This is a genomic window from Micromonospora sp. DT231 (assembly GCF_049847025.1).
Classification (GTDB): domain Bacteria; phylum Actinomycetota; class Actinomycetes; order Mycobacteriales; family Micromonosporaceae; genus Micromonospora.
This window is the reverse complement of the sequence record NZ_JBNCNO010000001.1, coordinates 391,066-416,392: the sequence shown is the minus strand read 5'-3', so window position 1 is coordinate 416,392 and position 25,327 is coordinate 391,066. Positions and strand designations below refer to the sequence as shown.

Genomic DNA, 25,327 nt, shown 5'->3' with positions numbered 1-25,327 from the left:
AGCCCCCTCGACTTGCCACGGCCCATCACTTTACAACCGTTAGCTAAGCGCGTAAGTTAACGAGTGTAAGTTCAATTCGTATCGCAGAGATGGGGAACTCATGACCACCGCGACCGCCTTGCGCACCGACACCACCGCCCCCGCCCGCTCCGCCGACCGCATCGGTCGTGGACTCGCGGCCGTCGCCGCCCTCGCCACCCTCGGGGCGTTCGTCAACGGCGTCCTGCTGACCCTCGACGCGCCCGACGACCGCCTGTTCATCGAAGGCTGGCGAGTCTCCAGCTTCGCCATCTTCGCCGGGCTCTTCGCCCTGCTCGCGATCAGGCCGCGCCAGTCGGCGGGCGTCTGGGAGATCCTGCTCGCCGGTAAGACCGCCCTCGTGGTGTTCGGCCTGGCGATCGGCGACGTTGCCGAGGCACGCCTGTCGGCCTTCATCGACATCGGGCTGGTCGCCGTCGTCGCCGCGGCCTACGTGCTCTGCCGCGGCTGGCTGGCCTGGCGCACCGCGACCACCAACCCGGCCCGATGACGGGAAAGCCCCGACGCACGAGCGCCCGCCGCCGTCGTACGACGGCGGCGGGAAACCCGCGTGTTCAGTACCGGGGGATCTCCTGAAAGGTGACGGGTCAGCGGCGCGGCAGGGTGGCCAGCGCCAGGTTGGGGTCGGCGCCCGTGGTGTACGCGGCACTGAGCACGTAGAGGGTGCGGCCCCGGACGGCCACCGAGGTCGGATTCTGCAATCCGTCGGCACCGCTCATCAGCGTTCGGGAACGGCCCGCGGCGTCGATGCTCACGAGCGTGTTCGGCCCGTTGAGCGCGGCGACGACCTGGTGGTCACCGGCGCCCACGAAGGCGAAGTCGTCGATGCCGACGAGGCCGGTCGCCACCACCCGGACGGGTCCGGGACGGCTGTGCCGCAGCGGGATGCGCAGCAACGTTCCCTGGTCGAGGTTCGTCGCCCAGATCGCGTCGGGGCGTACCTTGATGCCGTTGGCGCCGAGGAAACCCGTCGAGGCGAGCTCCGACGCCGAGGACCACACCTCGGCGCGGCCGCCCCGCAGGGGGACTGTCGAGATCGTGCCCAGCACCGAGTCGGTGACGTAGAACCTGCTCGCCACCGCGTCGAACGCCAGGCCGTTGGGCAGTCCGGCAGCCGGCAGGGCGGCGACGCGCTGCGGAACCCGGCCCGGACGCAGCCGGTAGAGGCCGGTGGTGGCGGCGTCGCCGCTGGCATAGAGGACGTAGAGCGTCCCGTCGGCCATCCGGACGATGCCGGTGGTCAGCGCGAACCCGAGCACCGGCGTGTTCACACCGCCGTCGGCCGGGGCGGGCAGGGTCGCCAGGATCCGCGTCGCGCCGGACGGGGTGACGGCGGCGACCTGCCGGGCGGCCGCGAAGGTGACGTACGCCGTGCCGTCCGGGCCCATCGCGATGTTCTCCGGCATCTGTCCGGTCGCCAGATCGAAGTGGACCGCGATCCGCGAGGGCAGCGGCGCGGTCGACGGCCCGACGACGCTTGCCCGTGCGGTACCCGCCTGAGCGACGCTCGACGGCGCAACCGTCACGACGCTGACGCCGGCCGCCGCGAGGGCCACTGCGAGGGTCATCATTCTCTTGCGCATTTCTGTTCCTTCCGGAAAGCCGTGTTGTTGCGGCTGATGAGGGCGCGAAGGGTCCGGCGCTCCTTGCGGAGCACCTCGTCTTCGAGCCGATGGGAAAAGGGCGCTATTCGCGCATGGCCGGCTGCTGCCGAGTGCCGGCGCGGGAGGTGACAGCACCGTGCAGGAGCAACGTCATCGCGGCGTGCGACGCCGAGCCGGGTTCGGTGGTGGCGACGACGACCGTCTGACCGTCCTCGGTCCGCAGGGCCTGCTGGGTCACGGTCATCGTGCCGACGAGCGGGTGGCGCATCTCGTACGCGCTGCCGCCGCCGGCCTTGACCCGGTGGTCGGCCCACATGGCGCCGAACTCCGGACTCCGCACCGTCAACTCCCCCACGAGCGCGGCCAGCGACGGGTCGTTCGGGTGCTGCCCGGAGACCATCCGCAGCGTCGCCACCACGGCGCGGGCCTTGGCGGGCCAGTCCACGTACAGGTCACGGGTGTGCGCGTCCAGGAACACCAGCCGCGCCATGTTCGGGCCCTGGTCCGGCCGCTCGGGGAGCGTGGTGTCCAGGTGGCCGGCGAACAGGGCGTGGCCTCCGACGTTCCAGGCCAGCACGTCGGCACGACGACCGAGCACCACCACGGGTACGTCACCGAGCGTCGCGACGAGCTGGCGTACCGCCGGGCTCACCCGCTCCGGCGGCGGACGCCGGACGGCGGGCCGACGCCGGGTCCCGGCCGCGAGCTCGCTCAGGTGGCGACGTTCCGCCTCGTCGAGCTGTAGGGCCCGAGCGAGCGCCTCCAGGACCTCGGGTGAGGCGTTGACGGCCTGACCCTGCTCCAGGCGCGAATAGTACGAGGCGCTCACTCCGGCCAGGAGGGCCAGTTCCTCCCGGCGCAGCCCTCGGACGCGCCGCCGGTCGCCGTACGTCACCACGCCGGCGTCCTCCGGCCTCAGTTGGGAGCGTCGGGCCTGGAGGAAATCGCCGAGCTGTCCTCTCGCGTTCATGACTCGAAGTATTGCGACCTCTCCCGGCGGCAACCACATCCTGCCAGGGTTAGGCACCTCAGCACCCTGCTCCGTCCAAGTCAGGTACGGCGAGCTGGTCAAACCTGACCCGCGCACTCGTCGGCGCGTCGTCCCCGCTGGTCCGCACCCGCAGAGTGGCTGTCGGGCCGGGGGTGTCGTCGACGATGACCACCTCCGTCGCACCGGCCGGCAGGTCGGCCGGCCATCCCGCGTCGTCGGTCGGCTCACTGGTCAGCAGGCGCGCGGCACGCCCGTTGAGGCCCGTGTCGGTGGCCCGCACTCGCCGCCACACCGTCATCGGTCCAGCCACAGGTGCAGAAGATCTTCGTTGTCCATGACGCGACGCTCGGAGAGCTCGGCGAGCAGCTCCAGATGGACGGGTCCGGCGCAGATCTCCGCCCGGTCGGGGCGCAGCGCCCCGCCGAGGCCCAGGGCCGGGACGAAGCCGTAGACGGTGTCGGGGCCGACCGGGCCACGCAGTGCGAGGACCCGGTCGAACAACGGTTCTCCATCGGCGCCGCACAGGTCGACACTGCGGCGGTCCTGGCACATCAGCAGCGCGTAGAGCCGGTCGTCGCGGCGATCGTCCGACATCTCGCCGGCCGACCGATCCGTATGGATCACCCACCCGTGCTGCGCGCTTATCGACAACCGCGCACCCGTCCGCTGCCCCCACACCTGCAGATCGCCGAACGCGCTGCGGCTCACCGCGATCCATCGTTCTTCGCTCGGTAGGACAAGGCCGTTCGTCCACGCGTCGACCGCCGGCTGCCACACCTCGGGATCACACAACCAGAACAGCCCGTCGCCGAAGCCGGCGAATCCGTACCTACGCCAACACGCCAGCAGCAGATCCGGCACCGCGCCCGCGAACTGAGCCAGCCGCTCGGCGCGGACCGGAGCCGACCAGGTTGGCGGCCCCCAGATCTCCGCCAATTCCGCCACGTCATCACGCACCACCGGTTCACCTCCCCTCGTCTCGCGGATCAGGCGCCCGCCCGGCCGAGCGTACGGTGCCACGATTGAGCGGTCGGGGCGACGGATGGCTGGGTGGTGGTGCGGCGCGCCTGGATTACCCTCGCGCCGTGGAGAGCACAGAGATTGACGCGCCCATCGTCGGTGTCACCGTCTACCCGGACCGGGCCCGGGTCACCCGCCGGGGAAGCCCTCGGCTGACCGCCGGCGAGCACCGCGTCCGCATCGCGCCACTCCCACTCGGCCTGCGGCGCGACTCCATTCGGGTCGGTGGTCGGGGCGCGGCCACGGTCCTCGGGGTGGACGTGACCACCTGGCGGCAGGCCCGCAGCGCCGACCCGCAGATCGTCGACCTCGAACAGCGACGCCGCGAGCTGGTCGACGAGCTGGCCGAGGTCTCGGACGCGGACGAAATCGAGGAACAGCGCGGGGAGTTCCTCACCCGGTTGGCCGAGCGAGCCGGTGGCACGTACGCCCGCGCGTTGGCCTCCGGTGACGCGGCGCCGACCGACGTGGCGGCCTTCAGCGACTCGGTGGCCGGTCAGCTCGCCGAGTCACGCGGCCGGCGGCGCGGGCTGTCGCGGCGGCGCACCGAGTTGGCCGCGCAGGTGGCCGCGGTCGAGCGCGACCTGAACGCCGCGCGCGGCAAGCGGACGCCGGACCGGTTGGCCGCCGAGGTTACGGTCTCGGTGGCGGCCGACGACGCGGAGGTGGAACTGGAGTTGACCTATCTGGTCGACGGCGCGGTGTGGCAGCCCTCCTACGACCTGCGGCTGGTCGAGGACACGATCACCGTCACCTGGTTCGGGTTGGTCAGCCAGAACACCGGAGAGGACTGGCCGGAGTGCGAGCTCCAACTCTCGACCGCCCGGCCTGCCGCGACGACAGTCGTACCCGAACTCTCGCCCTGGTATCTCGACCGGCTTCGACCGATGCCGGTCGCGGGCGCGGCGGCGGCCATGCCGGTCGGGATGCCGCCACCGGCACCGGGCGGCGCGCTCGCCCGGTCCGCGGCGGCGCCCCGGCCCCGGTTGCAGGAGAGCGTCGCCCAGGTCGAGCAGGGCGTCAGCGCCGCCACCTATCGGCCGGCCCGGCCGGCGGCGGTGCCGGCCGACGGCAGCGCGCACCGCGCCACAATCGCCGTGCTGGAGGTGCCGGCCCGACTGGACCACGTGACCGTGCCGGTCCGCGCCGCGGAGGCGCACCTGCGTGCCACGGTACGCAACACGTCGGAGCACACGATGCTGCCCGGTCCGGCGGCGGTGTTCCACGGCGCCGACTTCGTCGCGGCCATCGGGCTGCCGATGTGGGCGCCGGGCGAGGAGATCGAGCTGGGGCTCGGCGTCGACGACCGGCTGCGGGTGGAGCGGAAGCTGCACCGGCGCTCGGAGACCAGGGCCGCGCTCGGGTCGACGCGGCGGCGGGAGATGGACTACCGGATCACCGTCGCCAACCACACGCCGCGGACGGCGACGATCGAGGTACGCGACCAGGTGCCGGTGTCCCGCGACGAGGCGGTGGTGGTGCGGGAGACGAACCTGGCGCCACCTCCGGCGGAGCGTACGGAGCTGGGAGAGCTGGCCTGGCGGCTGTCGCTCGCGCCGGGCGACAGCGGTGAGATCGCGATCGGCTTCCGGGTGGAGCTGGCCAAGGGGGTGGAGCTGACCGGCTGGCGGGAGTAGGCGGAGACCGGCGAGGCCGCCACCCGGACCTCGTCACCGGACCGGCAGGGTTGCGCACCGACCGTAGTTGCCGGCAGGGTGGGCGCGGTGAGCCGCTACGACACCGTCGACGCCCTGCTGGAGCACACCGGCCAGCAGCTCGGCACCACCGGATGGCACCTCGTCGACCAGGCCCGGATCAACGCGTTCGCCGACGCGACAGGCGATCACCAGTGGATCCACGTCGACGAGAAGCGGGCGGCGGCGGAAAGTCCGTTCGGGACCACGGTCGCGCACGGCATGCTCACGCTCTCGCTCTGCGCCACCTTCCTGTCCGAGCTGGTCGAGGTCGACGGCGTCCGCCTGGTCATCAACGCCGGCCTGAACAAGGTGCGCATGCGCGCCCCGGTCCCGGCCGGCGCCCGGGTGCGCGGCGTCGCGACCCTCCTGGAGGCCCGCCGGATGGCCGCCGCGTGCCGGGTCGTGGTGCAGATGCGGGTGGAGATCGAGGGCGAGGCCAAGCCGGCCTGCGTGGCCGACTGGGTCCTCGTGTTCAATGAGTGACCACCGCGTCACCACGCCGTACGGCTCCCGGCCGCGACACGGCGCGGACCCATGCGTCGGACAGCATGGACAAGGTTCCCACCATCGGACAGGATCTATCGCGTGAATACCCGGTCCACCGGCGCCGCAGCAACCGCCGAGAACACGAGCCCCGAACAGACGTCCGACGACCGGACGCCGAGCCGGTGGGATCGGTGGCGCTGGGCCCGCCCCGAGTGGACGTTGGCGGCACTGGGCAGCCTGCTGCTGTCGGTGGTGCTGACCTGGCCGACGCTGCGGCATCCGGCGAGCACGATCCCCAACGACCTCGGTGACCCGACGTTGCAGGCGTGGCAGGTCGCCTGGGCGGGGCACGCGCTCTTCAGCAGTCCGGCCGACCTCTGGAACTCGAACACGTTCTTCCCGGAGAAATACACGTTCGCCTACAGCGACACCCTGCTCGGGTACGCCCCGATCGGGATGATCGGTTCCGGCTTCGAGGCGGCCGTGATCCGGTACAACGTGCTCTACGTGCTGCTGCACGCGCTCGCGGCCTTCGGGGCGTACGTGCTGGTGCGGCAGCTCGGTGCCAACCGGTGGGGCGGGGCGGTCGCCGGGATCGCGTGGGCGTTCGCCCCCTGGCGGTTGGCGCACGCCGGCCACCTCAACATCCTGTCCAGTGGGGGCATCGCGCTGTGCCTGGCGATGCTGGCCCGCGGGCATGGCTGGTCGCTGCGCCACGGCTACCGGCCCGAGCGACGGCGACCCGGCTGGGCGTTGGCCGGGTGGCTCGTGGCGGCCTGGCAGATCACGCTCGGCTTCGGCATCGGGCTGCCACTTGTCTATTTCCTGCTGGCCGCGGTGCTGGTGGCGGCCGGCTGCTACGGCTGGTCCTGGTGGCGTAAGCGGGAGCGCCCGCCGTTCGGTCGGCGGTTGTTGCTCGCGGATCTGGCCGGCGGCGGCGTGTTCGGCGCGGCGACGGTGCTGCTCGGTCTGGTCTACCTGCGCGTCGTCGACCTCAACCCGCAGGCCGAACGGGGGTTGGAGTGGACGAAGATGTTCTCTCCCCCGCTCATCGGGTTCGTGACCGCACCCGCCGACTCGTGGCTGTGGGGTGAGCGGCACGCCGCCGCCCGCGAACAGCTGTCCTGGCCGCCGGAGATGGCGCTGCTGCCGGGGATAACGCTCATCGCGCTGGCCGCGGCGGGCCTGTTCATCTCGGCGTACCCGGCTCGGCACCGGATCGCGCTGGGCCTCGGTGTGCTCGGCACGGTGCTGTTGGGCCTGGGCTCGACCCTCGGTGGTGACGGAGACCCGGGTTACCTGACCCTGTCCACCTCCCTGCCGGGCTGGGACGCCCTGCGCACACCGGGCCGGATGATGCACTGGACCAGCCTGTTGCTGGCGCTGCTGGCCGCCGGAGCGGTGACGGCGCTGGCCGAATCACCGAGCCAGGCCTCGACATCGACTGGTGAGACCTCGACATCACCGGGTCAGTTCTCGGCCCGCCGCTGGACGCGGGTGCTCATGCCGCTGGTCCTGCTGGTGCCGCTGGCCCTGGTCACCCTGGAGGGCGTCAACCGGACACCCCACCCGACGGTGACTCCGCCACCGGCCGCGATGCGGGCCGCGCAGGACCCGATCCTGGTGCTGCCCGCAGGCAGCGTGGGCGACCTGGCGTACATGTTGTGGACGACCGACGGCTTCCCCCGGATCACCAACGGGCTGGCCGGGTTCGAGCCGGTCAGCCAGGCGAACACCCGGATCGCGGTGGCGTCGTTCCCCGACGCGGGCAGCGTGGCGTACCTGCGTGGGATCGGCGTGCGGTCGGTGGTCGCCGTGCCGGACCGCACGGCGGGGACACCGTGGGAGGGCATCGCGACCCGGCCCATCGACGGGTTGGGCATCACTCGGGAGGATCTCGATGGCACGCTGCTCTACCGGCTCTGATCGGGAGTGCGCCGCAAACACCGGCGGCGGATGCCCGAACACCGGTCGGGCGGGGTGAGCAGGGTGCGACTGTCCGTCGTGGTGCCCTGCTTCAACGAGGAATCGTCGGTGGAGCGCCTGCACGAGACCCTCACGGCCACGCTCGCCGACCTGACCGACCTCGATGTCGAGGTGGTGTACGTCGACGATGGCAGCGAGGACGGCACCCTCGAGGCGCTGCGCCGCCTCGCCGCCGCCGACCCCACGGTCTGCTACACGTCGCTGAGCCGCAACTTCGGCAAGGAGGCGGCGATGCTCGCCGGCCTGCAGCGGGCCACCGGCGACGCGGTCGTCATCATGGACGCCGACCTGCAACACCCGCCACGGTTGTTGCCCGAGATGGTGGCCCTCTACCGGCAGGGCTTCGACCAGGTGATCGCCCGCCGAGACCGGCGGGGTGACCGGTTCGTCCGCATGGTCGCCTCGCGGTCCTTCTACCGGATGATCAACTGGTGGATCGACGTGCGCCTGCAGGACGGGGCGGGCGACTTCCGGCTGCTGTCCCGGCTCGCGGTCGACGCGATCCTGTCGATGCCGGAATACAACAGGTTCTCCAAGGGGCTGTTCTCCTGGATCGGCTTCCGCACGGTGGTGGTGGCCCACCGCAACGAGACCCGGCAGACGGGGCGGAGCAGGTGGACGTTCGGCAAGCTGTTCAACTACGCGTTCGACGGCCTGCTGTCGTTCAACAACCGGCCCCTGCGCCTGGCGATCTACGGCGGCATGTTCCTCACCCTCATCGCACTTGTCTACATGGCCTGGGTGGTGGCGGACGCCGTCGAGAAGGGCATCGACGTTCCCGGCTACACCACGATCATCGTCAGCGTGATCGGGCTCGGCGGCATCCAGATGACCATCCTGGGTGTGATCGGGGAGTACATCGGCCGGATCTACTACGAGACGAAGCGCCGACCGCACTATCTGGTGCAGGAGACCGAACGCGTGGTCACCGAGACCGGCGAGTCGCCGCGGATGCCGTCGCAGCCCGCGCCGCGGTCGACCGACCGGGGTCAGCAGGCGGTGCCGGGCCGGGAGGACCCGCGGGCGGGCCGAGCGTAGCGGTGGTAGTAGCCGGTCAGCGCGACGGCCAACGAGATCGACCACAGCGGAAAGAGACACCAGCCCAGGCCGCCGGCGCCCCAGTACGCCCAGTCGTCGACCGGTTCGCCCCACAACTGAAACGTGTCGAGCTGACCAGGCAGGTGCACGCCCAGCTGCGCCAGCAGCAGTCCGCGACCAAATCCGAAGATGCCGACGACGGCCGACCCGCCGAGCAGCAGCGGTAACCACATGGGTACGACCCGGCCGCGCAGCACCGGGATCCAGCGTGGAAACACCCTGCCCCAGCGACAGAGCAGCCCGGCGGTCAGCACGGCGCCACCTGTCGCGAAGGACGCGAGGATCGGCTCGATGTACACGTTCTCCGGCTGGTTGCGCAGCAGGGACAGGACGAACGGTTCCGGTGCTCCGACAGCCCAACCCCGGGACCAGGCCAGCCGGATCAGGGCGTACGGCAGCGGGCACACGATCGCCACGTAGGTGGCGATCCGGCCCGCCCGGATCCAGCCGGCGCCGCGACGTCGAAGGTCACGCTGATCGCGGTCGGTCGTGCGGTCGGCGTAGGCGACGCTCGCCAGGAGGAACAGGGCCGCGCCGGCCGCCGCGACGCCCTGGAACAGCGTCGGCCAGTCCGCCCGTAGCCACCCGACCGGGAGAACGCCCAGCGGCGGCAACATCGTGATCATCCGTGCGTCCAGCACGACACAGACGATCACCGCCGCGACGCCGACACCACCGATGATCCCGGCTCGACGTCGAGTCGGCTGGCGGTCACGTCCGTCGAGCCGCCATGCCACGACGAGCGCCAGCACACCGAACACGGTGATGAGCGGCCCACCCACGGCACGCTCCAGGCCGGCCAGCAGCGACGAGTAGTCGGGCCCGGTGCGGTCGTTGTGACCGAACGGGTAACCGGCACCGCCGGAGGACCAGAAGATGCCCAGCACGACGAGGAACCAGGCCCATCCGCTCGCCGCGGCCGCCGCCCACCGCCGCCAGGACCACCGTCCGCCGTGTCGTGCCGCCGAGTTTGCCAAGGCTGTCATGACGGTCAGTGTCGGACACCCGGAATGGGCTCGACATCTGCCGTGCGGGGTGGACCGGTGGCCGCGAGCCGCCCGGCCTCTACCGCTCGGGAGACGCGCGGGTACCCGTCGCCTGTGCAGGATCGACCCATGCGAAGGCGACAGCTGACATCCGCGCTCGTGGGGTTCCTCCTCGCCGGGATCGCCGTGATGGCGCTACCCCACCACGGCGACACCGACGGCTGGCGAGCCACGTTCAGCCCTGCCCTTCCACCGCCGACCGGACCGCACGACGTGGGCGTACGACGGATGCGGCTCGTGGACGAGGACCGCCGCGACCCGTGGCGCCCGGACAGTGACCGGACGGTGATGCTCGACGTGCACTACCCGGCCGACGCCGGGTCCACGCCGTTGGCGCACTACGCCGTGGCACCCGCCCTGACCGAGTTCGGCCGCCTGGCCTGGGCGCCCGGCGAGGAGCGACGCCTGGGTCTGCTGCCCGACGAGGTCAACTGGATGTTCCGCACCCACTCCCACGAGTGGGCGCCGCCCGCCACCGGCTCGTTCCCCGTCCTGGTCGGCTCGCCGCCACCCGGGGTGATGCGGTCGGCGTACACCGGCATCGCCGAGGAGTTGGCGAGCCGCGGATTCGTGGTCGTCACCGTCGACCACCCATTCGACGCGCCGGTGGTCGATCTCTATCCCACCCGGCGGGTGATCGAACCCACCGACGCCGCCACCACCGTCGCGCGCCTCGACGCCGACACGACCAGGGTCAGCGACCTCGAGTACGTCACGAGCCACCTCGACGGCCTGGACCGGCAGGTGAGCCGCGTGATGGACCTGCGACGGATCGGTCTCTTCGGCTGGACCGGCGCGAACGCCGCACAACGAGCGCACCTCACCGGCTTGCCCGCGGTGGCCGGCATCGCGGACACGACCGGCGCCGCCGATGTCACCGACACCGGTGGGGTGCCCCTGCTCGTCGTCGCGGGCTCGCCCGTCGGCGGGCACCGCGACCTCCCGCGCTCCGGCTGGCGGGCGATCGTCACCATCCCCGGCGCGTCGCCGAGGTCACTCACGGACGACGGGGTGATGTTGGCGCAGATCGCGACGCGCTACCCACGCGCCGAACCGGTCGTGCGGCGGGACATCGGCGAGGCACAGCCGTTGGCGTACCGCACTGTCCGCCGCTCGCTCGCCAGCTTCTTCGACAAGCATCTCAACGGTGCGGCCGCCGACCCGACCGCCGTGGAGCCGGGCGTGACCGTTGATGTGGTCGCACCGTGAGATGCTGACCGGCGTGAAGCGGCTCGCCGGGGTGGCCGCCGGGATCGTCACAGTCCTGGCGCCCTGGTACGGCCAGCCTGCCCCGCTGCGGCTGACCGCCTGGGCCTCGGTCCTCGCCGCGACCCTGGCGATCTGGTCGCCCCGGGCGCCCCGGGTGCCGCTCGCCGCCACGGCGGCCGTCCTCTCGCTGGGCGGAAGCGTCTGGGCGTGGCGGTTGCTCGGCTACGACTTCGTCGACGACGGCAACGACGGCAGCAAGCTCCTGCTGTGGACCACGATCGAGGTCGGCGCGCTGACCGCCCTCGCCGTCGCGCTGAGCCGCGGCGTCAGCCGGGCCGGCCAGGTGACCGGAGTGCTCCTGCTGGTGCCCGGGTCGGCGGTCGGGTTACGGCTCCTGCCGGACGCCGCCGTCGGAGAGCAGCTGTTCCTGGGCGCTCTGGGCGCCTGCACGGTGCTGGCCGGAGCACTGCTCGGTCACTACCTTCGCGGGCTCGACGAACTGCGGGTGACAGTGGTGGAGCAGGCCCGGTCCGAGCAGCGCCGCCTGCTCGCCGCGGACCTGCACGACTACGTCGCGCACGACATCGCCGGCATCGCGGTGATGGCACAGTCGGCTCGGGTGGTCGGCGCGAGCGACCCCGGAGCGCTCATCGCGCAGGTCGAGCGCGCCGCCGCCCGGGCGCTGCGGCGTCTCGACCGCAGCATCCGACTGATGCGGGACGGCGACGAGCACACGACCCACCAGTACGGCCTCGCCGACGTACCGGACCTCGTCGACGCCCACCCGATCCCGGTGGAGCTGACCATGGCGGTGGCGGGGCGGGACGACATCTCCGCCGCGATCCAGGCCACGGCGTACCGGGTGGTTGTCGAGGCGCTCACGAACGTCGCCCGGCATGCCCGCACGACCGGCGCGGTGCGGGTGTCGGTCACCCAACTGGACGGACACCTGAACGTCGTGGTCACGAACGAGCTGACGACAGGTGCGATGCCGCCGCCTGCCGAGGATCAGGGCACTGGCCTGGCCTCCCTCCGCGCCCGCGTGGAGGCGCTCGACGGCACCTTGCGCGCCGGTCGCGAGCAGGGATCGTGGCGGGTACGCGTCCGACTCCCCCTAAACTGAGTCGATGTCCACGCCGAGGCACCCGCGCCCGAGCGGCGGGCAGGCGGCGTCATGACGACAGTGGTGATCGCCGACGACCACGACATGGTCCGGCACGGTTTCCGCATGGTGCTGGCGGCGCAGCCCGACCTGACCGTCGTCGGTGAGGCCAGCAACGGCACCCTGGCCTGGGACCTGGTCCGCCGCCTGCGCCCCGCGGTGTTGCTGGCGGACATCAGGATGCCCGGCATCGACGGCCTCGAACTCGTCAACCGTGTCACAAGCGACCCCGAGTTGGAGACCCGGGTGATCGTCGTGACCACCTTCGACGAGGACGAGTACATCGGGCGGGCGTTGCGGAACGGGGCGAGTGGGTTCCTGCTGAAGGTGTCGGCACCCGGGCTGCTCGTCGAGGCCGTCCGAGCCGCGCTTGCGGGCAATGCCCTGATCAGCCCCGAAGTCACCGTCCGCCTGCTGGAACGGCTCAGGACCGATCGGGAGGCCCGCAGGGCGGACCCGCCCCTGACGGCCCGCGAACGTGACGTCGCCACGCTCGTGGCACGTGGGCTGAGCAACGACGAGATCGGCGCGAGGCTGCACGTCTCGCCGGGCACCGTCAAAACACACGTCGCCCACATCTCCATGAAGCTCGGAAACGTCACACGCGTCCGCATCGCCGCCTGGGCCTGGGAGTCCGGCCTCGTGTCACGCCCCTGACCGGGAGGCGTCCCGGCTCGGCAGGGAGATGTCGACACGGTGTGAGCGGCGGGCCGGCCGACCCGGGTGGGGTGCGGGCGGCCCGGTCAGCCGTCCGGGGTGAAGAGCCCCTGGATGCCGACGACGATCGCGATGAGACCGAAGATCGCGAGCAGGAGGCGGACCCCGGTCGCCCCGGTGGCCCCGGTCGCCTGCTCGCCGCGTGGCGCCGGTCGTCCGGTCAGCCGCTCCCACAGCAGGGCGAGCCCGACGCCGATGCCCACCACCTCGAAGTGGAACACCCGGGGCCCGGACACCAGGTGGACGATGAGGTAGTAGCCGCCGGTCACGAGCGCCACGACGCCGACCACCCACGCGATCGGGGCGGCCCGACCGGCGAGGCGGCCCAGGTCCTCGCCGACGCGCGGCAGCAGCCGCAGCACAGCGATGGCGAGCAGGAAACCGCCGACGATGTTGGCGAGGTCGAGCAGCAAAGCCATGATCACGATAGGTCTCCGTCGATCGAGGGATCAGCGGATGGGAGCGTACCCACGAGCCCGGGGCGTTGAAACGATCCGGACCGCGGGAGGATCCACTGTGGTACGACCGGGAAATATTCACCCGACGCTTACACATTGACCAGCGTCTTAGTGATTCACGACGAATTAACCGGCACGAAACCGATGCGACTCGCTGGTTCGTCACTTAGGCTGCCTGGTGACACATCGACGGCACACACCGTCAACGTGCCGGTCACCCGCGTCCTCGCACACCGCCTACCGCCGGTCCACGCAACGGCCGACGCCGATTGGAGCATTCGATGACCTGGCGTCCCACAATTGCCGCACTCGCCGGACTGTGCCTCGCGGTCGGCGCCGCGCCGTTCGCCACAGGTGCCGCCGCCACGCCCTCGACAGCCGCGGACACCGCCCATGTTAGCGCTCACGCCGCGCTCGCCGGTCCGCCCGGCGCACCGCCCGGAGTCTGCCCGGAGGGGGTGGGATACGGATCACCGCTGCCGGCAAGCTCACTGTCGGCCACGAGGATCCAGGGCGGTTTCTCGTTCCTCGAAGGGCCGGTCTGGGTTGCCGACGGCGGCTACCTGCTGATGTCCGACATGGCCGCCGGCACCGGGCCGTACAACGTCCAGCCGTCGACGATCCGCCGGTTCACGCCGCCGTCGACCTTCGACACGTTCATCCCCAACGCCGGCAGCAACGGCCTGGCGCTCAGCGCCGACGCCCAGCAGCTCATCGCGGCCACCCACGACCAGCGGAGCGTGTCCGCGTACCGGCTGAGCGACAGGTCCCGCAGCACCGTCGCGGCGAACTACCAGGGCCGGGCGTTCAACTCGCCGAACGACGTCGCGGTCCGGTCCGACGGCGTCGTCTACTTCACCGACCCCAACTTCCAGCGCGGCAACCGCTCCGACCAGATGAACGGCCGCACGAGCGTCTTCCGTGTCTCCGGCGGTCAGGTGTCGCTCGTCGACGACCGGTTGCGCCAGCCCAACGGCATCTCGCTCTCACCCGACGGGGCCACGCTGTACGTGGGCGCCTACTCCGAGAACAAGATCTACAAGTACGCCGTCGCGCCCGACGGCAGCACCAGCGCCCGCAGTGTCTTCGTGAACTACGTCGGCGGTCCGGACGGCGGGACGATCGACTGCGCCGGCAACGTGTACTGGACGTCAGGATTCGACGGCCAGGTCCACGTCTACTCCCCCACCGGCACGCAGCTCGGCACGATCCGGGCCGGCAACTCCGGCACCACGAACGTGGCCTTCGGCGGCGCCGACCGGCAGACCCTCTACATCACCTCCGGCCAGCGCAACGACTCCGGCCTGTACAGCGTGCGACTCAACGTCCCCGGATACCCGTACTGACGGTCGTCGCGGGCGCGAGCCGACCCCACCCCGTCGGCCCGCGCCCGATCGGGAGACGCACGCGCGCTCGCACTAGGAATTGACACCCACCCGCTGTTCGAGCACCTGCATCTTGTACCGGAAGTCGGTCAGATCATCGTCGTGGAAGAGGCGGAAGAACCACTGCGGCATCCGCGGCTGCTGCCGGCGGGCGACGAACAGCACATCCTGCACCTGCCTGGCGAACACGGCGAACGCCTGGTCATCCGCGATCACGTGCGACTGCTCCTCGGTGACCGCGCGCACCAGGCCAAGCACCCGGGTGCGGTCCCGGGTGGTCAGGATCTGGGCGCGGGCCATGTCCGAACAGGACAGCAGCAGACCCAGTGACGGCACGAACCACACGCCGACCAGGCTGCCGACCGTACTCTCGGTCACCAGGCCCACGGCCACACCCACCACACACCAGACCGCGATGACACCGAGCAGCACGGCGGCGAAGCGTCGCCGGACCCGCGAGCCCCACGCCAGGTTCTGCTCCAGACAGAAGAGCACGTCGTACGGAGCGGCGACGGTCGCGACCAGGTAGTAGTCCCGCAAGCGCGCGTCGTCGCCGCGGAAGCGCCGGCTGAGGCGGCTCAGCTCGTCCTCGGACAGTCGCTCACCGACCAGGACCGCGTTCCACGGCAGGCCGAACAGGTCGGTGTCCAGCATCTCCTGCAACGTCGCGCTGATGCGCAGGTGACGACCGATCAGGGGAGCCAGGACGATCGCGTAGACGCCGGCCCAGAGCGCACCGATGACCGAGACAGCGGGTTGCAGCGGGGGTTGCGCCACCTTGGCCACGACGCCGAGGCTCGCCACCACCAGTGACATCGAGAGACTGACCGCCTGGGCGCGTTGCGTGTAGCGGTGCGCCACCGCGATGGCCCGGAAGAGCACCAGGGAACGGTCGTCGTTCTGCAACTGGTTGATCCGCCGCGTGTCTGCCAATGGAACCTCCGAGCGCCCAGCGGTCCACCCCTACCCCCGATGGTGGCACGATCAGCGATCGAGGCGCTACCGTCCGTTTGATCGGCGACTCCGGCCGAACCTCACGTCGTCGCGTGCTGTCGGACCCGGCCGTTCACCGCTGGAACGGAACACGCATCCGGTCCCGCACGAGCCCGATCCTGTGATCGAACCCGGGCGGGACCGGATGCGGCGTACCGCTGTCGGTGCCTGTTGCCCTCGACGAGCCGGGCGACCAGATGGTCAGCCGAAGCAGTCGGGGACGGGCGGCGCGCTGGGGGTGCAGTTGGTGGGCCGGTTCTCGCTGATGACCGACTTCTCATCCACGGTGACCTGACCGCCCTCGTTGAAGATCCCGCCCGGCGCCAGGGCCGAGACGTTCTCCGTCACCGTGGATTCGTGGAGGTTGACGGTGCCACCGTTGTAGATCCCGCCGCCTCGCGAGTTCGTGCCGACGGCCTTGTTCCGGTTGATGTGGGTGTGCCGCAGCACGACGATGCCGCTGCCGACGTAGACGCCGCCACCGTGCTCGATGGTGCTGAACGTGCTCGCGGCGTTCTCGCTGATCTGGGTGTCCTCGGCCACGAACCGGCCGATCTGGTTGAAGATCCCGCCGCCGCGTTGGCCGGCGCTGTTCCGGCTGATCTTGCTGTGCTCCAGGTGGAAGACGCCGTCGCTGAAGATTCCGCCACCCTCGCTGCCTGTCGCGTTCTCGCTGACCTCGATGTTCCTGGCCGTGGTGGTGGCGTTGATTCCACTGCGGATGCCACCGCCCCGGAAACCGGAGGTGTTGTGGTGCACGCGCACGTTGTCGAGCACGGCGACGCTGGAGTTGGACAGCCCGCCACCCGTGCCACCGATCGGCAGGACGGTGACAACCCCGATCGTGTTGTTGTCGCTGAGTCTGGTGTTCTGCACGGTGAGGTTGCCGTTGTTGTAGACGCCGCCGCCGTCGTACAGGGCGGCGTTGTCACTGATCTTGCTCTCGTCGTCCCCGTGCTTGTCCCGGTCCTTGCTGTCCCGGTCCTTGCCGTCCCGGTCCTTGCCCGCGCCGTGATCGCTCCGGCCGAGGATCCTCGTGTCACCGTAGTTGGAGATTCCGCCGCCCGAGCCGTTGGTCCGGTTGAAGACCACGTCGGTGTTCTCGATGGTGGCCCTGCCGCCGACGTCGATCCGGATGCCACCTCCGCCGCCGCCGATCCCACTCGTGTCCTGACCGCCCTTGATGGTCACGTCGCGGAGGTTCAGGTCGCCGCCGGCTCCCACCTCGAGGATCCGGAACGGCGCGGCGTTGGCCGCGCGGACGATTGTGGCGCCGTTCCCGTCGATCGTGACCCGCTGCGTGATGATCGGCAGGCCGATGGGACCGTGCGGCACGGGTGGTTGGGGTGCGGACGCGTTGAGCGTGTACGTGCACTTCCCGGCGAGTTTGAGTGTCGCCCCGTGGCCGGCGTTCGCGCGGACCAGCGCCGCGATCAGCTCGTTGGCGCCACACGGTACGTCCGTGAAGTCCTCGCCCCGGCGCTCGTCGTCCTTGTGGTCCGTGCCGCCCCGGTCCTGGCCTCTGTTGTCGTCGCCGGTCACCCGGCTGGCGCTCCCGGCGAGGACCTGCTCCCCGGCGTTCACAAGTCTGCCGCCGTTCGCTGCGACCGCTCCGGTCACCCCTGCCGGCGCGCCGACGGCGGCCAGCCCCGCCACCCCGGCCACTCCGGCGACGAGCCAACGTGCCCGCCGCCTCCTCGGGGGAGGTGACTGATCTGCCGCTACCTGGCTGACGTTCGGGTGTCGATGGTTGGACATCGAGCTACCTAGCCCTTCTCCCTACACCATGTCTCCGCACGTAACAATCCGTGCAGACAGCGACAAATCGGTTGCCGCTACTCGACATGAACGTAGTGGAGCAAGACTCGCATTAACCGGTCTTATGCGAAGAAGTCCTACATTAGGTACAGATGCCCCCAGCACTCCGGCGCTGCCACCGCGCCCGCCCGGGGAGCCGTCTGCTGACGACGGGCTCCGCCGACGGGTCAGCCGCTTCGCCGGTTACCCCACTGCCGCGGGCTCTGGACCGAGCCCCGACCGCCGAAGTGCTGGCCCTTCCCATGCGGTTGGGGTGAGGCGACCTTGCCCTTCGCGCGTCGGGCAGCCCGATTCGCGGGAGCGGCAGGCTCCTCGGCCTCGGCCTCGGCAGTGGTTTCGGCCGTGGTCTCGGCATCCGCCTGGTGGTCGTCGTGCGCGGGCAGCTCAGGCTCCGGCATCGGTATCTCCCTGGAACTGGGGCGCCCTGCCGGCCATCGAAGGCCGGCGGACGCGGATTGCTCGACCCCGGTGTGGGCGCCTGGAGAGTATCGCAACGCCGAGCCCCGTCCGAGCGACGGTTACCCGCTGGCGTTGCGATTAGACGTATACGCCTATAGGTTGGCCGGGTGCCTCTGGACGCGTCCCGCAACAGCCTGGTGTTGCCGATCCTCGGACTCCTCGTCGAGCAGCCGGCGCACGGCTACGACATCACGACACGACTACGCGAGCGATACGGACACCTCCCGGTCACCCGCAGCACTGTCACGTCTCTGCTGAAGGCGCTCGAGAAGGCAGGCAAGGTCTCCTCCCGCCAGCCCGAGCGGATAGGCAACCGGCCACCCCGTACGGCCTACGAGCTGACCGCCGCGGGCCTCGCCGACTTCCGCCACAAGATCGAGGCCGGGGTGCGCGAGTCCCCGGCCGCGTCCGTGGACTTCGTCATGGCGGTCGCCTACGTCGGTGTTCTCCCCAAGGAGCAGGCGGCGGGCATCCTGGACGGTCGCGCCGACCGGCTCGACCAGGAACTGGCCGCCCTTTCCGGGCCGCCCGACGGTGACGTGCTCGAAGTACACATGCTCGAAGTCGCCTACTGGCGCACCATCGTCGCCACCGAAGCCACCTGGATCAGGACTCTGGTGCGGCGGATCCGGTCGCACGAGATCGGCTGGCCGACCCAGCAACCCGACACACATGGGAGCGCAGAAGCATGAAGTTCGGTATCTATCCGGGCGGCCGGGCCGGCACGGTCTGCTCCCACCCACCCGATGTCGCCGCGATCCGCCACCTCGTCGACGACCTCTCGGGCGGTCGCGCCTTCGTCGTCCGCGAGTATGTGCACTTCTTCGGCGACACGACACCGCCGGACGTCGTCACCTCGCTCGGCGCCGACCACGAACTCGCGCACCTCACGATGCCCGACGAGTGGTACGTCGAGGGAAACCGCGAGCTGGACCTCGTGGTCAGCTACCTCCCCCGGACCGCCGACCTCGCCGGATGGCTGGTCTTCCTCGACACCGTCATCGACCGCTACGGTCACCTGACGCGCTACCTCCAGGTGACGCTTGAGCCGAACTTCCCCATCCCGCTCATCGACGGAAGCTCCCCCGGCGTACGCGAAGCCCTGGTCCTCGGCATCCCGCACGCGCGCGCCGCACTGGACCGGCGAGGTCTCCAGCACGTGCGGGTTGGTTTCTCCGTCGCCGAACCACCGGAATGGCTGGGCGGCGACGACCAATTCTGGTCGTACCTGTCCTCGATCCCGTACCAGGACTTCGCGGCCCACGTCGACTACGTCGGCCTGGGCCTGTACCCCGACGCCTTCGCACCCGTCGCCCCGCGGGGCAACCCGGGAGACACCGCGTCCCTCACCACCCACGCCCTGCACCACCTGCGGGGCGTGTCGCTGCCCCGCGCGCACATCCCGCCCGAGACTCCCATCCACATCGTGGAGAACGGAACCCCGAGCGGGTCACCACGCACCGAGCAGGCACAGTGCGACTCGCTTGCGGACATGCTCGGCGTCCTCCGCACCGAACAGTCGGCGCTGCACATCACCCACTACGAACTGTTCAGCCTCCGGGACGCCGACAGCGGTTCCACCGAACCCACCGGGACTCTCGGCCTCGTCACCGACACCTATCGACCCAAGCCAGCCTTCGCCGTCTACCGCGACATCGTCCGTAGCACCGACCCGCTGCCCGCACCAGACATCCCTGGCCGACCGTAGGATCGGGGAGTGGCCGACGTGACCGACGCGGATCATCGAAGTCCGGCATCCGTGACCAGGTGGGCGAGGTTGCCCGTCAGCCACTGTCAGTACGAGGTGTCCGCCGTGCCGGGCGCGTCCGGCATCGGGATCTACACCCTCGGCGACAGCCTGCTGCATGTCGTGTCGCCGTATCAGTTCACCGGCTTCTGCGGCATCCACACCGGTTGGATCGAGGCGCGCGTACGTGTCCGGTCCGGGCCTCCGACGGGAGTCGACGTCGGCTGGGACGCGATAAGTGAGGCGACCCTCTTCAGTCCCAGCGGCCGACTGTCGGTCGTCGGCCTGATGGGCGGCGCCGCGGAGGCCCTCACCGACGTCGCTGTCCCGCGCGGATTGATCCGGGTACGGGCGCACGCGCGCGACCGCCTGCACGAGACCGTACGCACCGACGACGACCCGCCCGAGCGGCACGAGTTGCACATCTGGGCGGTGTCCGAGGACACGCCGTGGCGCACCGTGCGGGCCGACCCGGGCAGTCGTGACTGGGAGCAGAAGCCGGCCAGGGCCGCCGAGCGGGCGATGCTGTCACTGGTGCCGCGCCCGTCCGGCCGTCCGGCCCTGCTGCCTCCTGATCCGTACGAGGACGACGCAGACCTGTCCCGGGTGGCGGTGCTCCGCCACCGGCTCGCGCCGGTCGAGGTGCCGGTGGGAGTGCTGCCCGTCGGTGATCTGGAGGTCCGGTTGGAGCGGGTCGACGACCAGACTCTTCGGTGGTCGTGGTCCACCGCAGACGAACCGATCTTCCCTCATCCGCTGGTCACGCTGCCCGACGACGAGCCGAGTACCGTCCGGCTGACGTCCGGCCCCGACGGCTTCACGCTGCGGCACGAGGGAGTGCTGGGCCGGCACGCCTTCGCCCTCGGCCTGATCTGGGACCATCTGCTCGACGCCAACGGGTCGTACCCGTGGGTGGAGACGTTGCGTGGGCAGGCCGCCGAGGCGACCGTGCGCGACGAGGAGTACCGCCGCCGGCGGGCCCAGCGCGACGCCGAGCGGTGGGGAGGTGCTCCGCCGTCGGATCGTGTCCGCGGACTCCTCGGCCAGGCGCGGTCCCTGGCCCGCATCGACCGTCGGCTGCTCGACCGCATCGAGGCGCTGCCTGCCGCCCGCCAGCACGAGGCGGCCTGCTGGGCGGCCCGTCTCGCGATGCGGGTGGCCGGACTGGAACAGATCGGGTGGGTCGCCGACGCGCTCGTCACCGCTGAGGCCGGGCGTCCACTGCCCCGGTCCTTCACCGACCAGGGCGGCGCCGCCGCGTTCGATCGGCTCCTGTCCGATCCCGAGGTGCCCCACACCACCGTCACACTGCACCTCGGTTCGACGGCATTCGGCGCACACACCGTCACCGAGGCGCTTCAGCAGGCCGCCGCGTTCCCCGCACTGATCGCGCTGGCGAATGACGACCCGTTGGCCGCTGCGATCGACGCCGTCTACAACGCGGCAATCGCCCACGGTGACGACCGGGACCGCTTCCTCACCGACGTCCACATGGCGCTGCGCTGAGCCTGGTTCGGTATGCTAGGTCGGACCGCCCTCGCGGAGGCACAGTGCCTTCTGGAGGACCGGCGCCGGCGCTTGTCAGCCGGCCCGCCAACCGGCCGGGTCGACACCGCCGGGCACCGGCGCCGCGGGGTCGTAGGGCTGCCGGGTGAAGACGAAGGTGCCAAGATCGAGGTGGCTGACGGCGCCCGCCGCGTCGCGGTGCACGCGCAGTCGTTCGCCGGCGAAGTAGCCGTTGATCCCCTCCCAGTCGCCGTCGCCGGTGGGGCGCAGCCGGGTGCCGCGCCCGCCGGACAGCGAGGCCAACTCCACGACGTCATCAGCCTGCGGGCGCAGCACATAAGGGGCCGGCCCCCAGTACCACGGGCCGGCAAGATCCAGTAGCTGTGGGTCGACCGAGGGCAGTGGTCGCCACGACGCGGGGATCCGCGGCTCCCGCTCGGCGACCGTCTGCAGCAGATCGGCGGCGAGAGCACCGGCGGACAGGCCGGCGGTCACGTTACCCATGACGACAGCGCCCAACGCGTCGTCGGGGCTGACCCACACGGCCGCGACAAAGCCCGGCATCGAGCCGGTGTGCCCGGCCAACAACCGGCCGTCGCGGCGCAGCATCTGCATGCCGAGCCCGTAGCCGCTGTCCCAGTCCGTCGCCTCCGGTGGGCTCGCCGGGGTGCGCATCTGCGCGACGGTGTCCGGATGCAACACCCGGTCGTCGCCGTCGAGAAGGAACGCGGCGAACCTGGCCAGGTCCGTCGCGGTCGACCACAGCTGCCCGGCAGGCGCCATCAGACAGGTGTCCACGGCGGGCTCCGCGAGGAGCACATCGGCCCAGGGATGTACCGCCCAGCCCGTGGCATGCGGCGCGACCGGCAGCAGGGTGGTGCGGGTCATCGCGAGCGGCTCCAGCACCTCGCGCCGCAGCACCTCGCCCCACGCCTGACCCCGAACCCGCTGCACCAGCGCGCCGAGCAGGGCATAACCGGCGCTGGAGTAGTGGTGGCGCTGCCCGGCCGGATGCACCTGCGGTTCGCTGCCCAGCACGTCGGCCAGGGTCTGTCGCAGCGCGCCGGGGGTTCGTTCCCACCACGGGCCGGTCGCGTCGGCGATCAGCCCTGCGGTGTGCCCCAGCAGTGCACCGATCGTGGCCTGGCCCGCCGCCGTGCCCGGCAGGTGCTCGGCCAGCGGGTCGGTGAGCGCGAGTCGCCCCTCGTCGCGCAGGCGCAGCACAAGCACCGCCAGGAGGGTCTTGGTGATCGAGCCGATCCGGTACTGGAGGTTGCCATCCGGCACCCTGCCGTCCACGGTTCCGCGCCCGTCCATCCACTCCGGACGGCCGTCACGCACCACGGCAGCGACGACCGAAGGCGCCCGACCCTCCGCCTGGCCGGTGGCCAGCCGGTGGAGCAGCGCGCGTCGGGTTTCGGGGAGCAGTGGCGTCGGGGTCGATGACATGTGGGCAACCTACCGGGCGGCCCGCACAGCCCGTCACGATCCGACGCGTCCAGTTCCCCGCACACGGTGCTCGGTGAACCGCGTGACGGGGCCACGTTGACACCACCCGGCGCCCGGTGTCAGACTTCCCTGACACCCCCGATGTCAGGGAATTCTGACACCCGTGCCGAGAAGGGATCCCTGGATGAGCGGCCCCCCGCGGACCGGTGACGAGCTGGTGTCACTGATGGCCGCGCTGGCCAGCCCGCACCGACTGCGGATCCTTGCCGCCCTCAGCCACGGTCGCACCTACGTCAGCGAACTCGCACGGCGGCTGCAGATGAACCGACCGCTGCTCTACATGCACCTGCAGAAGTTGGAGGCAGCCGATCTGGTGACCGGTGAACTCGTCACCGCACCGGACGGCAGCTCGGTGAAGTATTTCCAGGCCACGCCGTTCACGGTGTCCCTGGACCTGGCGGCGGTCGCGCTGGCCGCGCAGACCCTGACCGGCGCGGAGCCGGCCAGAGAACAGGAGAAGTGAGCAATGACCCAGCAGATGGCGATGGACATCGCGCAGACCTCCACCATCGCCTCGGCGGTGATCGTGGCGACGGTGATCGTCGTCGCCGGTCTCGTCGGGCTTGGCCTCTATCGCGCCCGTTACGCCGCAACGCGGGAGGAGGGTTACCGGCTGCTGGCCGAGCGGAGCGCCGACGGAGGCCAGGCCATGGCCGACGAACTCACGCGCGTGCGGGCAGAGCTCGGCGAGGTCAGGCATCGGCTGGCCGCGCTGGAGAAGCTCCTGAGCCAGATCGGCTGAAGCGGAAGGGACGTGCGACATGAGCCAACACACCCGACTACGAAGGCTGGCCGGGCGTCTGGTCACGGTGGCCGGCTGCCTGACGGTGCTGGCCACAACGGCCGCGCCGGCCGCCGCCGACCCGGTGCTCAACCGCGCCGCGCCCGGTGACGAATTGGCCGCCGGCGAGGACTACCTGCACGCCTACCTGGAGCAGATCAAGGCACCCGGGTTGGCGTACGCGGTGGTACGCGGCGACAAGGTGCTCCGAAGCGGCGCCTGGGGCGTCGACGGTGACGGCCGTCCGATGACGGCACAGACACCGTTCCTGCTCGGTTCGACGAGCAAGTCGTTCACCGCGCTCGCGGTGGCGCAACTGGTCGAGGCCGGCCGTGTGGACCTCGACACCGCGGCGTCCACCTACCTGCCCTGGCTGACACTTGCTGACGCGCACACCGCCCGAACGGTCACCGTCCGGCAACTGCTGACCCACACCAGCGGCCTACCGGAGGTCTGGAGCACCGGCCTGACCGACAGGTACGACAACCAACCTGGTGGCCTGACCCGATCCGTGCGTGACCTGGCCACGCTGCGACCCGCCGCCGCCGTCGGGCAGCGCTACGAGTACAGCGACGCCAACTACATGATTCTCGGCGCGCTCGTCGAGGACGTCACAGGCGGCACCTTCGGCGCGTACCTGCGCCGTCACGTGCTCGACCCGCTACAGATGACGCAGTCCGCGGCCACCGTCGACGAGGCCCGCGCGGTCGGAATCCCGGCCGGGCACCGTTACTACCTCGGCCAGCCGCGGCGCTTCGCCGCGCCGTTCGACACCGCCGGAGTGCCGTACGGCTTCCTCGCCGCCAGCCTCGACGACCTGACCCACTACGCGATCGCGCAGCTCAACGGTGGCCGCTACGGCGACACCCGGATTCTCGGCGCCGACAGCACGAAACAGATGCACACCGGCACCGTGTCCACGGGCCACGGCAGTTACGGGTTCGGCTGGAGGAACAGCACCCTCGACGGCGTCGGCACCCGCATCGTCTGGCACGCCGGTGCGACCCCGGACTACTTCACCCACCTCGTGCTCGCACCCGAGTCGAACCTGGCCGTCATCATCATGACCAACATCTACGGTCTGCCGATGGATGCTCCGCTCAGCGCCGGAGCGTTCAATCTGGCCCGCATCCTGCACGGGGGCACACCCACGGCCGCCGCCGCCGACCCGGTTCACGTCTGGGTGCTGACCGGCCTGCTCGGCGTCGCCGTGGTGCTGATCACCGCCCTGGTCTGGTCCTGGACCCGCCTCATCCGCAGACTCCGGCACGGCACCATCCCGCCGGCCCGCTCGCGCGTCCGTTCCATCATCGCCACCACCGCCTGGACCTGCGGATCCGCCGCTGTGGCGGCCGGCGCCGCCAAGGTGCCGTCCTTCTGGCAGGGCGCCGACCTCGCCAAGCTCCAGTTGTGGGCACCGGACCTCGGTCACGCCATCATCGCCGTGGTCGCCCTGGCAACCGCACTGGCCCTGACCCGACTGGCCATGGGCCTGTCCAGCATGGCAACCACACGTCCGACGGACACCGACACGACACCACGTCCGCGGACGGTCGTTCGGACAACGTGATGGCAGGCTTCCCACCGTCCGCCGCGAACCCGCGAGCGTTTGCGGG

Annotated in this window: 25 protein-coding genes; 15 read left to right on the top strand and 10 right to left on the bottom strand. The window is 70.9% G+C overall.

Going from position 1 to position 25,327, the window contains the following annotated elements; all coding sequences use genetic code 11:
• The first annotated feature begins 100 nt into the window (after positions 1-100).
• The gene (locus ACPXBU_RS01735; protein WP_425755870.1) at positions 101-529 is read left to right on the top strand and encodes a hypothetical protein; all 429 of its coding nucleotides are present in this window, start codon (positions 101-103) and stop codon (positions 527-529) included.
• A 97-nt stretch (positions 530-626) separates the two neighbouring features.
• On the opposite strand, the gene ACPXBU_RS01730 is transcribed toward ACPXBU_RS01735, so the two are convergent.
• The 4 genes from ACPXBU_RS01730 to ACPXBU_RS01715 form a co-directional block, all read right to left on the bottom strand.
• Positions 627-1,622 carry a hypothetical protein gene (locus ACPXBU_RS01730; RefSeq protein WP_425755868.1) on the bottom strand — a complete coding sequence of 332 codons (996 nt, stop codon included), beginning with the start codon at positions 1,620-1,622 and terminating at the stop codon, positions 627-629.
• Positions 1,623-1,725: 103 nt separating this feature from the next.
• On the bottom strand, positions 1,726-2,613 hold the full coding sequence (locus ACPXBU_RS01725; RefSeq protein ID WP_425755867.1) for a helix-turn-helix transcriptional regulator: 888 nt from the start codon (positions 2,611-2,613) through the stop codon (positions 1,726-1,728).
• A gap of 58 nt (positions 2,614-2,671) precedes the next feature.
• Positions 2,672-2,932: a DUF7161 family protein gene (locus ACPXBU_RS01720; protein WP_425756677.1), complete on the bottom strand. Its 261-nt coding sequence runs from the start codon at positions 2,930-2,932 to the stop codon at positions 2,672-2,674.
• Entirely contained in the window at positions 2,929-3,594 is a 666-nt protein-coding gene (locus tag ACPXBU_RS01715) for a GAD-like domain-containing protein (RefSeq protein WP_393368475.1), read from the bottom strand. Before ACPXBU_RS01715 ends, ACPXBU_RS01720 begins: the two co-directional genes overlap by 4 nt.
• 125 nt (positions 3,595-3,719) lie before the next feature.
• On the opposite strand from ACPXBU_RS01715, the gene ACPXBU_RS01710 reads away from it, so the two are divergent.
• The 4 genes from ACPXBU_RS01710 to ACPXBU_RS01695 all read left to right on the top strand — a co-directional run bounded on the left by ACPXBU_RS01710 (position 3,720) and on the right by ACPXBU_RS01695 (position 8,861).
• Complete coding sequence (locus ACPXBU_RS01710; protein WP_425755866.1) at positions 3,720-5,291, top strand: mucoidy inhibitor MuiA family protein; 1,572 nt, start codon at positions 3,720-3,722, stop codon at positions 5,289-5,291.
• Positions 5,292-5,378: 87 nt separating this feature from the next.
• Complete coding sequence (locus ACPXBU_RS01705; RefSeq protein WP_425755864.1) at positions 5,379-5,834, top strand: MaoC family dehydratase; 456 nt, start codon at positions 5,379-5,381, stop codon at positions 5,832-5,834.
• Positions 5,835-6,056: 222 nt separating this feature from the next.
• A complete protein-coding gene (locus ACPXBU_RS01700; RefSeq protein WP_425756675.1) occupies positions 6,057-7,763 on the top strand; it encodes a hypothetical protein in 1,707 nt (568 codons plus the stop codon).
• A 30-nt stretch (positions 7,764-7,793) separates the two neighbouring features.
• Positions 7,794-8,861, top strand: a complete 1,068-nt coding sequence (locus ACPXBU_RS01695; RefSeq protein WP_425755862.1) for a glycosyltransferase family 2 protein — start codon at positions 7,794-7,796, stop codon at positions 8,859-8,861.
• On the opposite strand, the gene ACPXBU_RS01690 is transcribed toward ACPXBU_RS01695, so the two are convergent.
• Entirely contained in the window at positions 8,813-9,907 is a 1,095-nt protein-coding gene (locus ACPXBU_RS01690) for a hypothetical protein (RefSeq protein WP_425755860.1), read from the bottom strand. The two genes, ACPXBU_RS01695 and ACPXBU_RS01690, sit on opposite strands and share 49 nt — an antisense overlap.
• 129 nt (positions 9,908-10,036) lie before the next feature.
• Between ACPXBU_RS01690 and ACPXBU_RS01685 the strand changes: the two genes are divergently transcribed.
• From ACPXBU_RS01685 to ACPXBU_RS01675, 3 genes are read left to right on the top strand one after another with little or no spacing between them, the layout of a single operon-like run.
• Positions 10,037-11,176: a hypothetical protein gene (locus ACPXBU_RS01685; protein WP_425755858.1), complete on the top strand. Its 1,140-nt coding sequence runs from the start codon at positions 10,037-10,039 to the stop codon at positions 11,174-11,176.
• Positions 11,160-12,299 carry a sensor histidine kinase gene (locus ACPXBU_RS01680; RefSeq protein WP_425755856.1) on the top strand — a complete coding sequence of 380 codons (1,140 nt, stop codon included), beginning with the start codon at positions 11,160-11,162 and terminating at the stop codon, positions 12,297-12,299. Before ACPXBU_RS01685 ends, ACPXBU_RS01680 begins: the two co-directional genes overlap by 17 nt.
• 51 nt (positions 12,300-12,350) lie before the next feature.
• A complete protein-coding gene (locus ACPXBU_RS01675; RefSeq protein ID WP_425755854.1) occupies positions 12,351-12,995 on the top strand; it encodes a response regulator in 645 nt (214 codons plus the stop codon).
• Between the two features lie 86 nt (positions 12,996-13,081).
• On the opposite strand, the gene ACPXBU_RS01670 is transcribed toward ACPXBU_RS01675, so the two are convergent.
• Positions 13,082-13,474, bottom strand: coding sequence for a hypothetical protein (locus ACPXBU_RS01670; RefSeq protein WP_425756674.1), 393 nt, complete (start codon positions 13,472-13,474; stop codon positions 13,082-13,084).
• A gap of 320 nt (positions 13,475-13,794) precedes the next feature.
• On the opposite strand from ACPXBU_RS01670, the gene ACPXBU_RS01665 reads away from it, so the two are divergent.
• Complete coding sequence (locus ACPXBU_RS01665) at positions 13,795-14,859, top strand: SMP-30/gluconolactonase/LRE family protein (RefSeq protein ID WP_425755852.1); 1,065 nt, start codon at positions 13,795-13,797, stop codon at positions 14,857-14,859.
• A 72-nt stretch (positions 14,860-14,931) separates the two neighbouring features.
• Here ACPXBU_RS01665 and ACPXBU_RS01660 read toward each other — a convergent pair whose 3' ends face one another.
• The 3 genes from ACPXBU_RS01660 to ACPXBU_RS01650 form a co-directional block, all read right to left on the bottom strand.
• Positions 14,932-15,831 carry an S-4TM family putative pore-forming effector gene (locus ACPXBU_RS01660; protein WP_425755850.1) on the bottom strand — a complete coding sequence of 300 codons (900 nt, stop codon included), beginning with the start codon at positions 15,829-15,831 and terminating at the stop codon, positions 14,932-14,934.
• Between the two features lie 261 nt (positions 15,832-16,092).
• Positions 16,093-17,649 (bottom strand): hypothetical protein, encoded by a 1,557-nt coding sequence (locus ACPXBU_RS01655; protein ID WP_425755848.1) that lies wholly within the window; start codon positions 17,647-17,649, stop codon positions 16,093-16,095.
• 227 nt (positions 17,650-17,876) lie between these two features.
• Entirely contained in the window at positions 17,877-18,107 is a 231-nt protein-coding gene (locus tag ACPXBU_RS01650) for a hypothetical protein (RefSeq protein WP_425755846.1), read from the bottom strand.
• Positions 18,108-18,275: 168 nt separating this feature from the next.
• Here ACPXBU_RS01650 and ACPXBU_RS01645 point away from each other — a divergent pair, with 168 nt between their 5' ends.
• The 3 genes from ACPXBU_RS01645 (at position 18,276) to ACPXBU_RS01635 (ending at position 21,421) form a co-directional block, all read left to right on the top strand.
• On the top strand, positions 18,276-18,860 hold the full coding sequence (locus ACPXBU_RS01645; RefSeq protein WP_425755844.1) for a PadR family transcriptional regulator: 585 nt from the start codon (positions 18,276-18,278) through the stop codon (positions 18,858-18,860).
• Positions 18,857-19,876: a hypothetical protein gene (locus ACPXBU_RS01640; RefSeq protein WP_425755842.1), complete on the top strand. Its 1,020-nt coding sequence runs from the start codon at positions 18,857-18,859 to the stop codon at positions 19,874-19,876. The genes ACPXBU_RS01645 and ACPXBU_RS01640 overlap by 4 nt, the downstream gene beginning before the upstream one ends.
• Positions 19,877-19,981: 105 nt before the next feature.
• Entirely contained in the window at positions 19,982-21,421 is a 1,440-nt protein-coding gene (locus ACPXBU_RS01635) for a hypothetical protein (protein ID WP_425755841.1), read from the top strand.
• A gap of 75 nt (positions 21,422-21,496) precedes the next feature.
• On the opposite strand, the gene ACPXBU_RS01630 is transcribed toward ACPXBU_RS01635, so the two are convergent.
• Complete coding sequence (locus tag ACPXBU_RS01630) at positions 21,497-22,870, bottom strand: serine hydrolase domain-containing protein (protein WP_425755839.1); 1,374 nt, start codon at positions 22,868-22,870, stop codon at positions 21,497-21,499.
• 184 nt (positions 22,871-23,054) lie between these two features.
• On the opposite strand from ACPXBU_RS01630, the gene ACPXBU_RS01625 reads away from it, so the two are divergent.
• Genes ACPXBU_RS01625 through ACPXBU_RS01615 form a run of 3 tightly spaced genes read left to right on the top strand, consistent with a single transcriptional unit; the run spans position 23,055 to position 25,281 of the window.
• Positions 23,055-23,393: an ArsR/SmtB family transcription factor gene (locus ACPXBU_RS01625; RefSeq protein ID WP_425755838.1), complete on the top strand. Its 339-nt coding sequence runs from the start codon at positions 23,055-23,057 to the stop codon at positions 23,391-23,393.
• Between the two features lie 3 nt (positions 23,394-23,396).
• Entirely contained in the window at positions 23,397-23,672 is a 276-nt protein-coding gene (locus ACPXBU_RS01620; RefSeq protein ID WP_393368458.1) for a hypothetical protein, read from the top strand.
• A 19-nt stretch (positions 23,673-23,691) separates the two neighbouring features.
• Positions 23,692-25,281: a serine hydrolase domain-containing protein gene (locus ACPXBU_RS01615; RefSeq protein ID WP_425755837.1), complete on the top strand. Its 1,590-nt coding sequence runs from the start codon at positions 23,692-23,694 to the stop codon at positions 25,279-25,281.
• Positions 25,282-25,327: the final 46 nt, after the last annotated feature.

What these genes read in the sequence shown, in the direction of transcription:
- ACPXBU_RS01735 (WP_425755870.1), top strand. Translation starts at nt 101, where the DNA reads ATGACCACCGCGACCGCCTTGCGCACCGACACCACCGCCCCCGCCCGC.
- ACPXBU_RS01730 (WP_425755868.1), bottom strand. Translation starts at nt 1,622, where the DNA reads ATGCGCAAGAGAATGATGACCCTCGCAGTGGCCCTCGCGGCGGCCGGC.
- ACPXBU_RS01725 (WP_425755867.1), bottom strand. Translation starts at nt 2,613, where the DNA reads ATGAACGCGAGAGGACAGCTCGGCGATTTCCTCCAGGCCCGACGCTCC.
- ACPXBU_RS01720 (WP_425756677.1), bottom strand. Translation starts at nt 2,932, where the DNA reads ATGACGGTGTGGCGGCGAGTGCGGGCCACCGACACGGGCCTCAACGGG.
- ACPXBU_RS01695 (WP_425755862.1), top strand. Translation starts at nt 7,794, where the DNA reads ATGCCCGAACACCGGTCGGGCGGGGTGAGCAGGGTGCGACTGTCCGTC.
- ACPXBU_RS01690 (WP_425755860.1), bottom strand. Translation starts at nt 9,907, where the DNA reads ATGACAGCCTTGGCAAACTCGGCGGCACGACACGGCGGACGGTGGTCC.
- ACPXBU_RS01685 (WP_425755858.1), top strand. Translation starts at nt 10,037, where the DNA reads ATGCGAAGGCGACAGCTGACATCCGCGCTCGTGGGGTTCCTCCTCGCC.
- ACPXBU_RS01680 (WP_425755856.1), top strand. Translation starts at nt 11,160, where the DNA reads ATGTGGTCGCACCGTGAGATGCTGACCGGCGTGAAGCGGCTCGCCGGG.
- ACPXBU_RS01675 (WP_425755854.1), top strand. Translation starts at nt 12,351, where the DNA reads ATGACGACAGTGGTGATCGCCGACGACCACGACATGGTCCGGCACGGT.
- ACPXBU_RS01670 (WP_425756674.1), bottom strand. Translation starts at nt 13,474, where the DNA reads ATGGCTTTGCTGCTCGACCTCGCCAACATCGTCGGCGGTTTCCTGCTC.
- ACPXBU_RS01665 (WP_425755852.1), top strand. Translation starts at nt 13,795, where the DNA reads ATGACCTGGCGTCCCACAATTGCCGCACTCGCCGGACTGTGCCTCGCG.
- ACPXBU_RS01655 (WP_425755848.1), bottom strand. Translation starts at nt 17,649, where the DNA reads ATGTCCAACCATCGACACCCGAACGTCAGCCAGGTAGCGGCAGATCAG.
- ACPXBU_RS01650 (WP_425755846.1), bottom strand. Translation starts at nt 18,107, where the DNA reads ATGCCGGAGCCTGAGCTGCCCGCGCACGACGACCACCAGGCGGATGCC.
- ACPXBU_RS01640 (WP_425755842.1), top strand. Translation starts at nt 18,857, where the DNA reads ATGAAGTTCGGTATCTATCCGGGCGGCCGGGCCGGCACGGTCTGCTCC.
- ACPXBU_RS01630 (WP_425755839.1), bottom strand. Translation starts at nt 22,870, where the DNA reads ATGTCATCGACCCCGACGCCACTGCTCCCCGAAACCCGACGCGCGCTG.
- ACPXBU_RS01625 (WP_425755838.1), top strand. Translation starts at nt 23,055, where the DNA reads ATGAGCGGCCCCCCGCGGACCGGTGACGAGCTGGTGTCACTGATGGCC.
- ACPXBU_RS01620 (WP_393368458.1), top strand. Translation starts at nt 23,397, where the DNA reads ATGACCCAGCAGATGGCGATGGACATCGCGCAGACCTCCACCATCGCC.
- ACPXBU_RS01615 (WP_425755837.1), top strand. Translation starts at nt 23,692, where the DNA reads ATGAGCCAACACACCCGACTACGAAGGCTGGCCGGGCGTCTGGTCACG.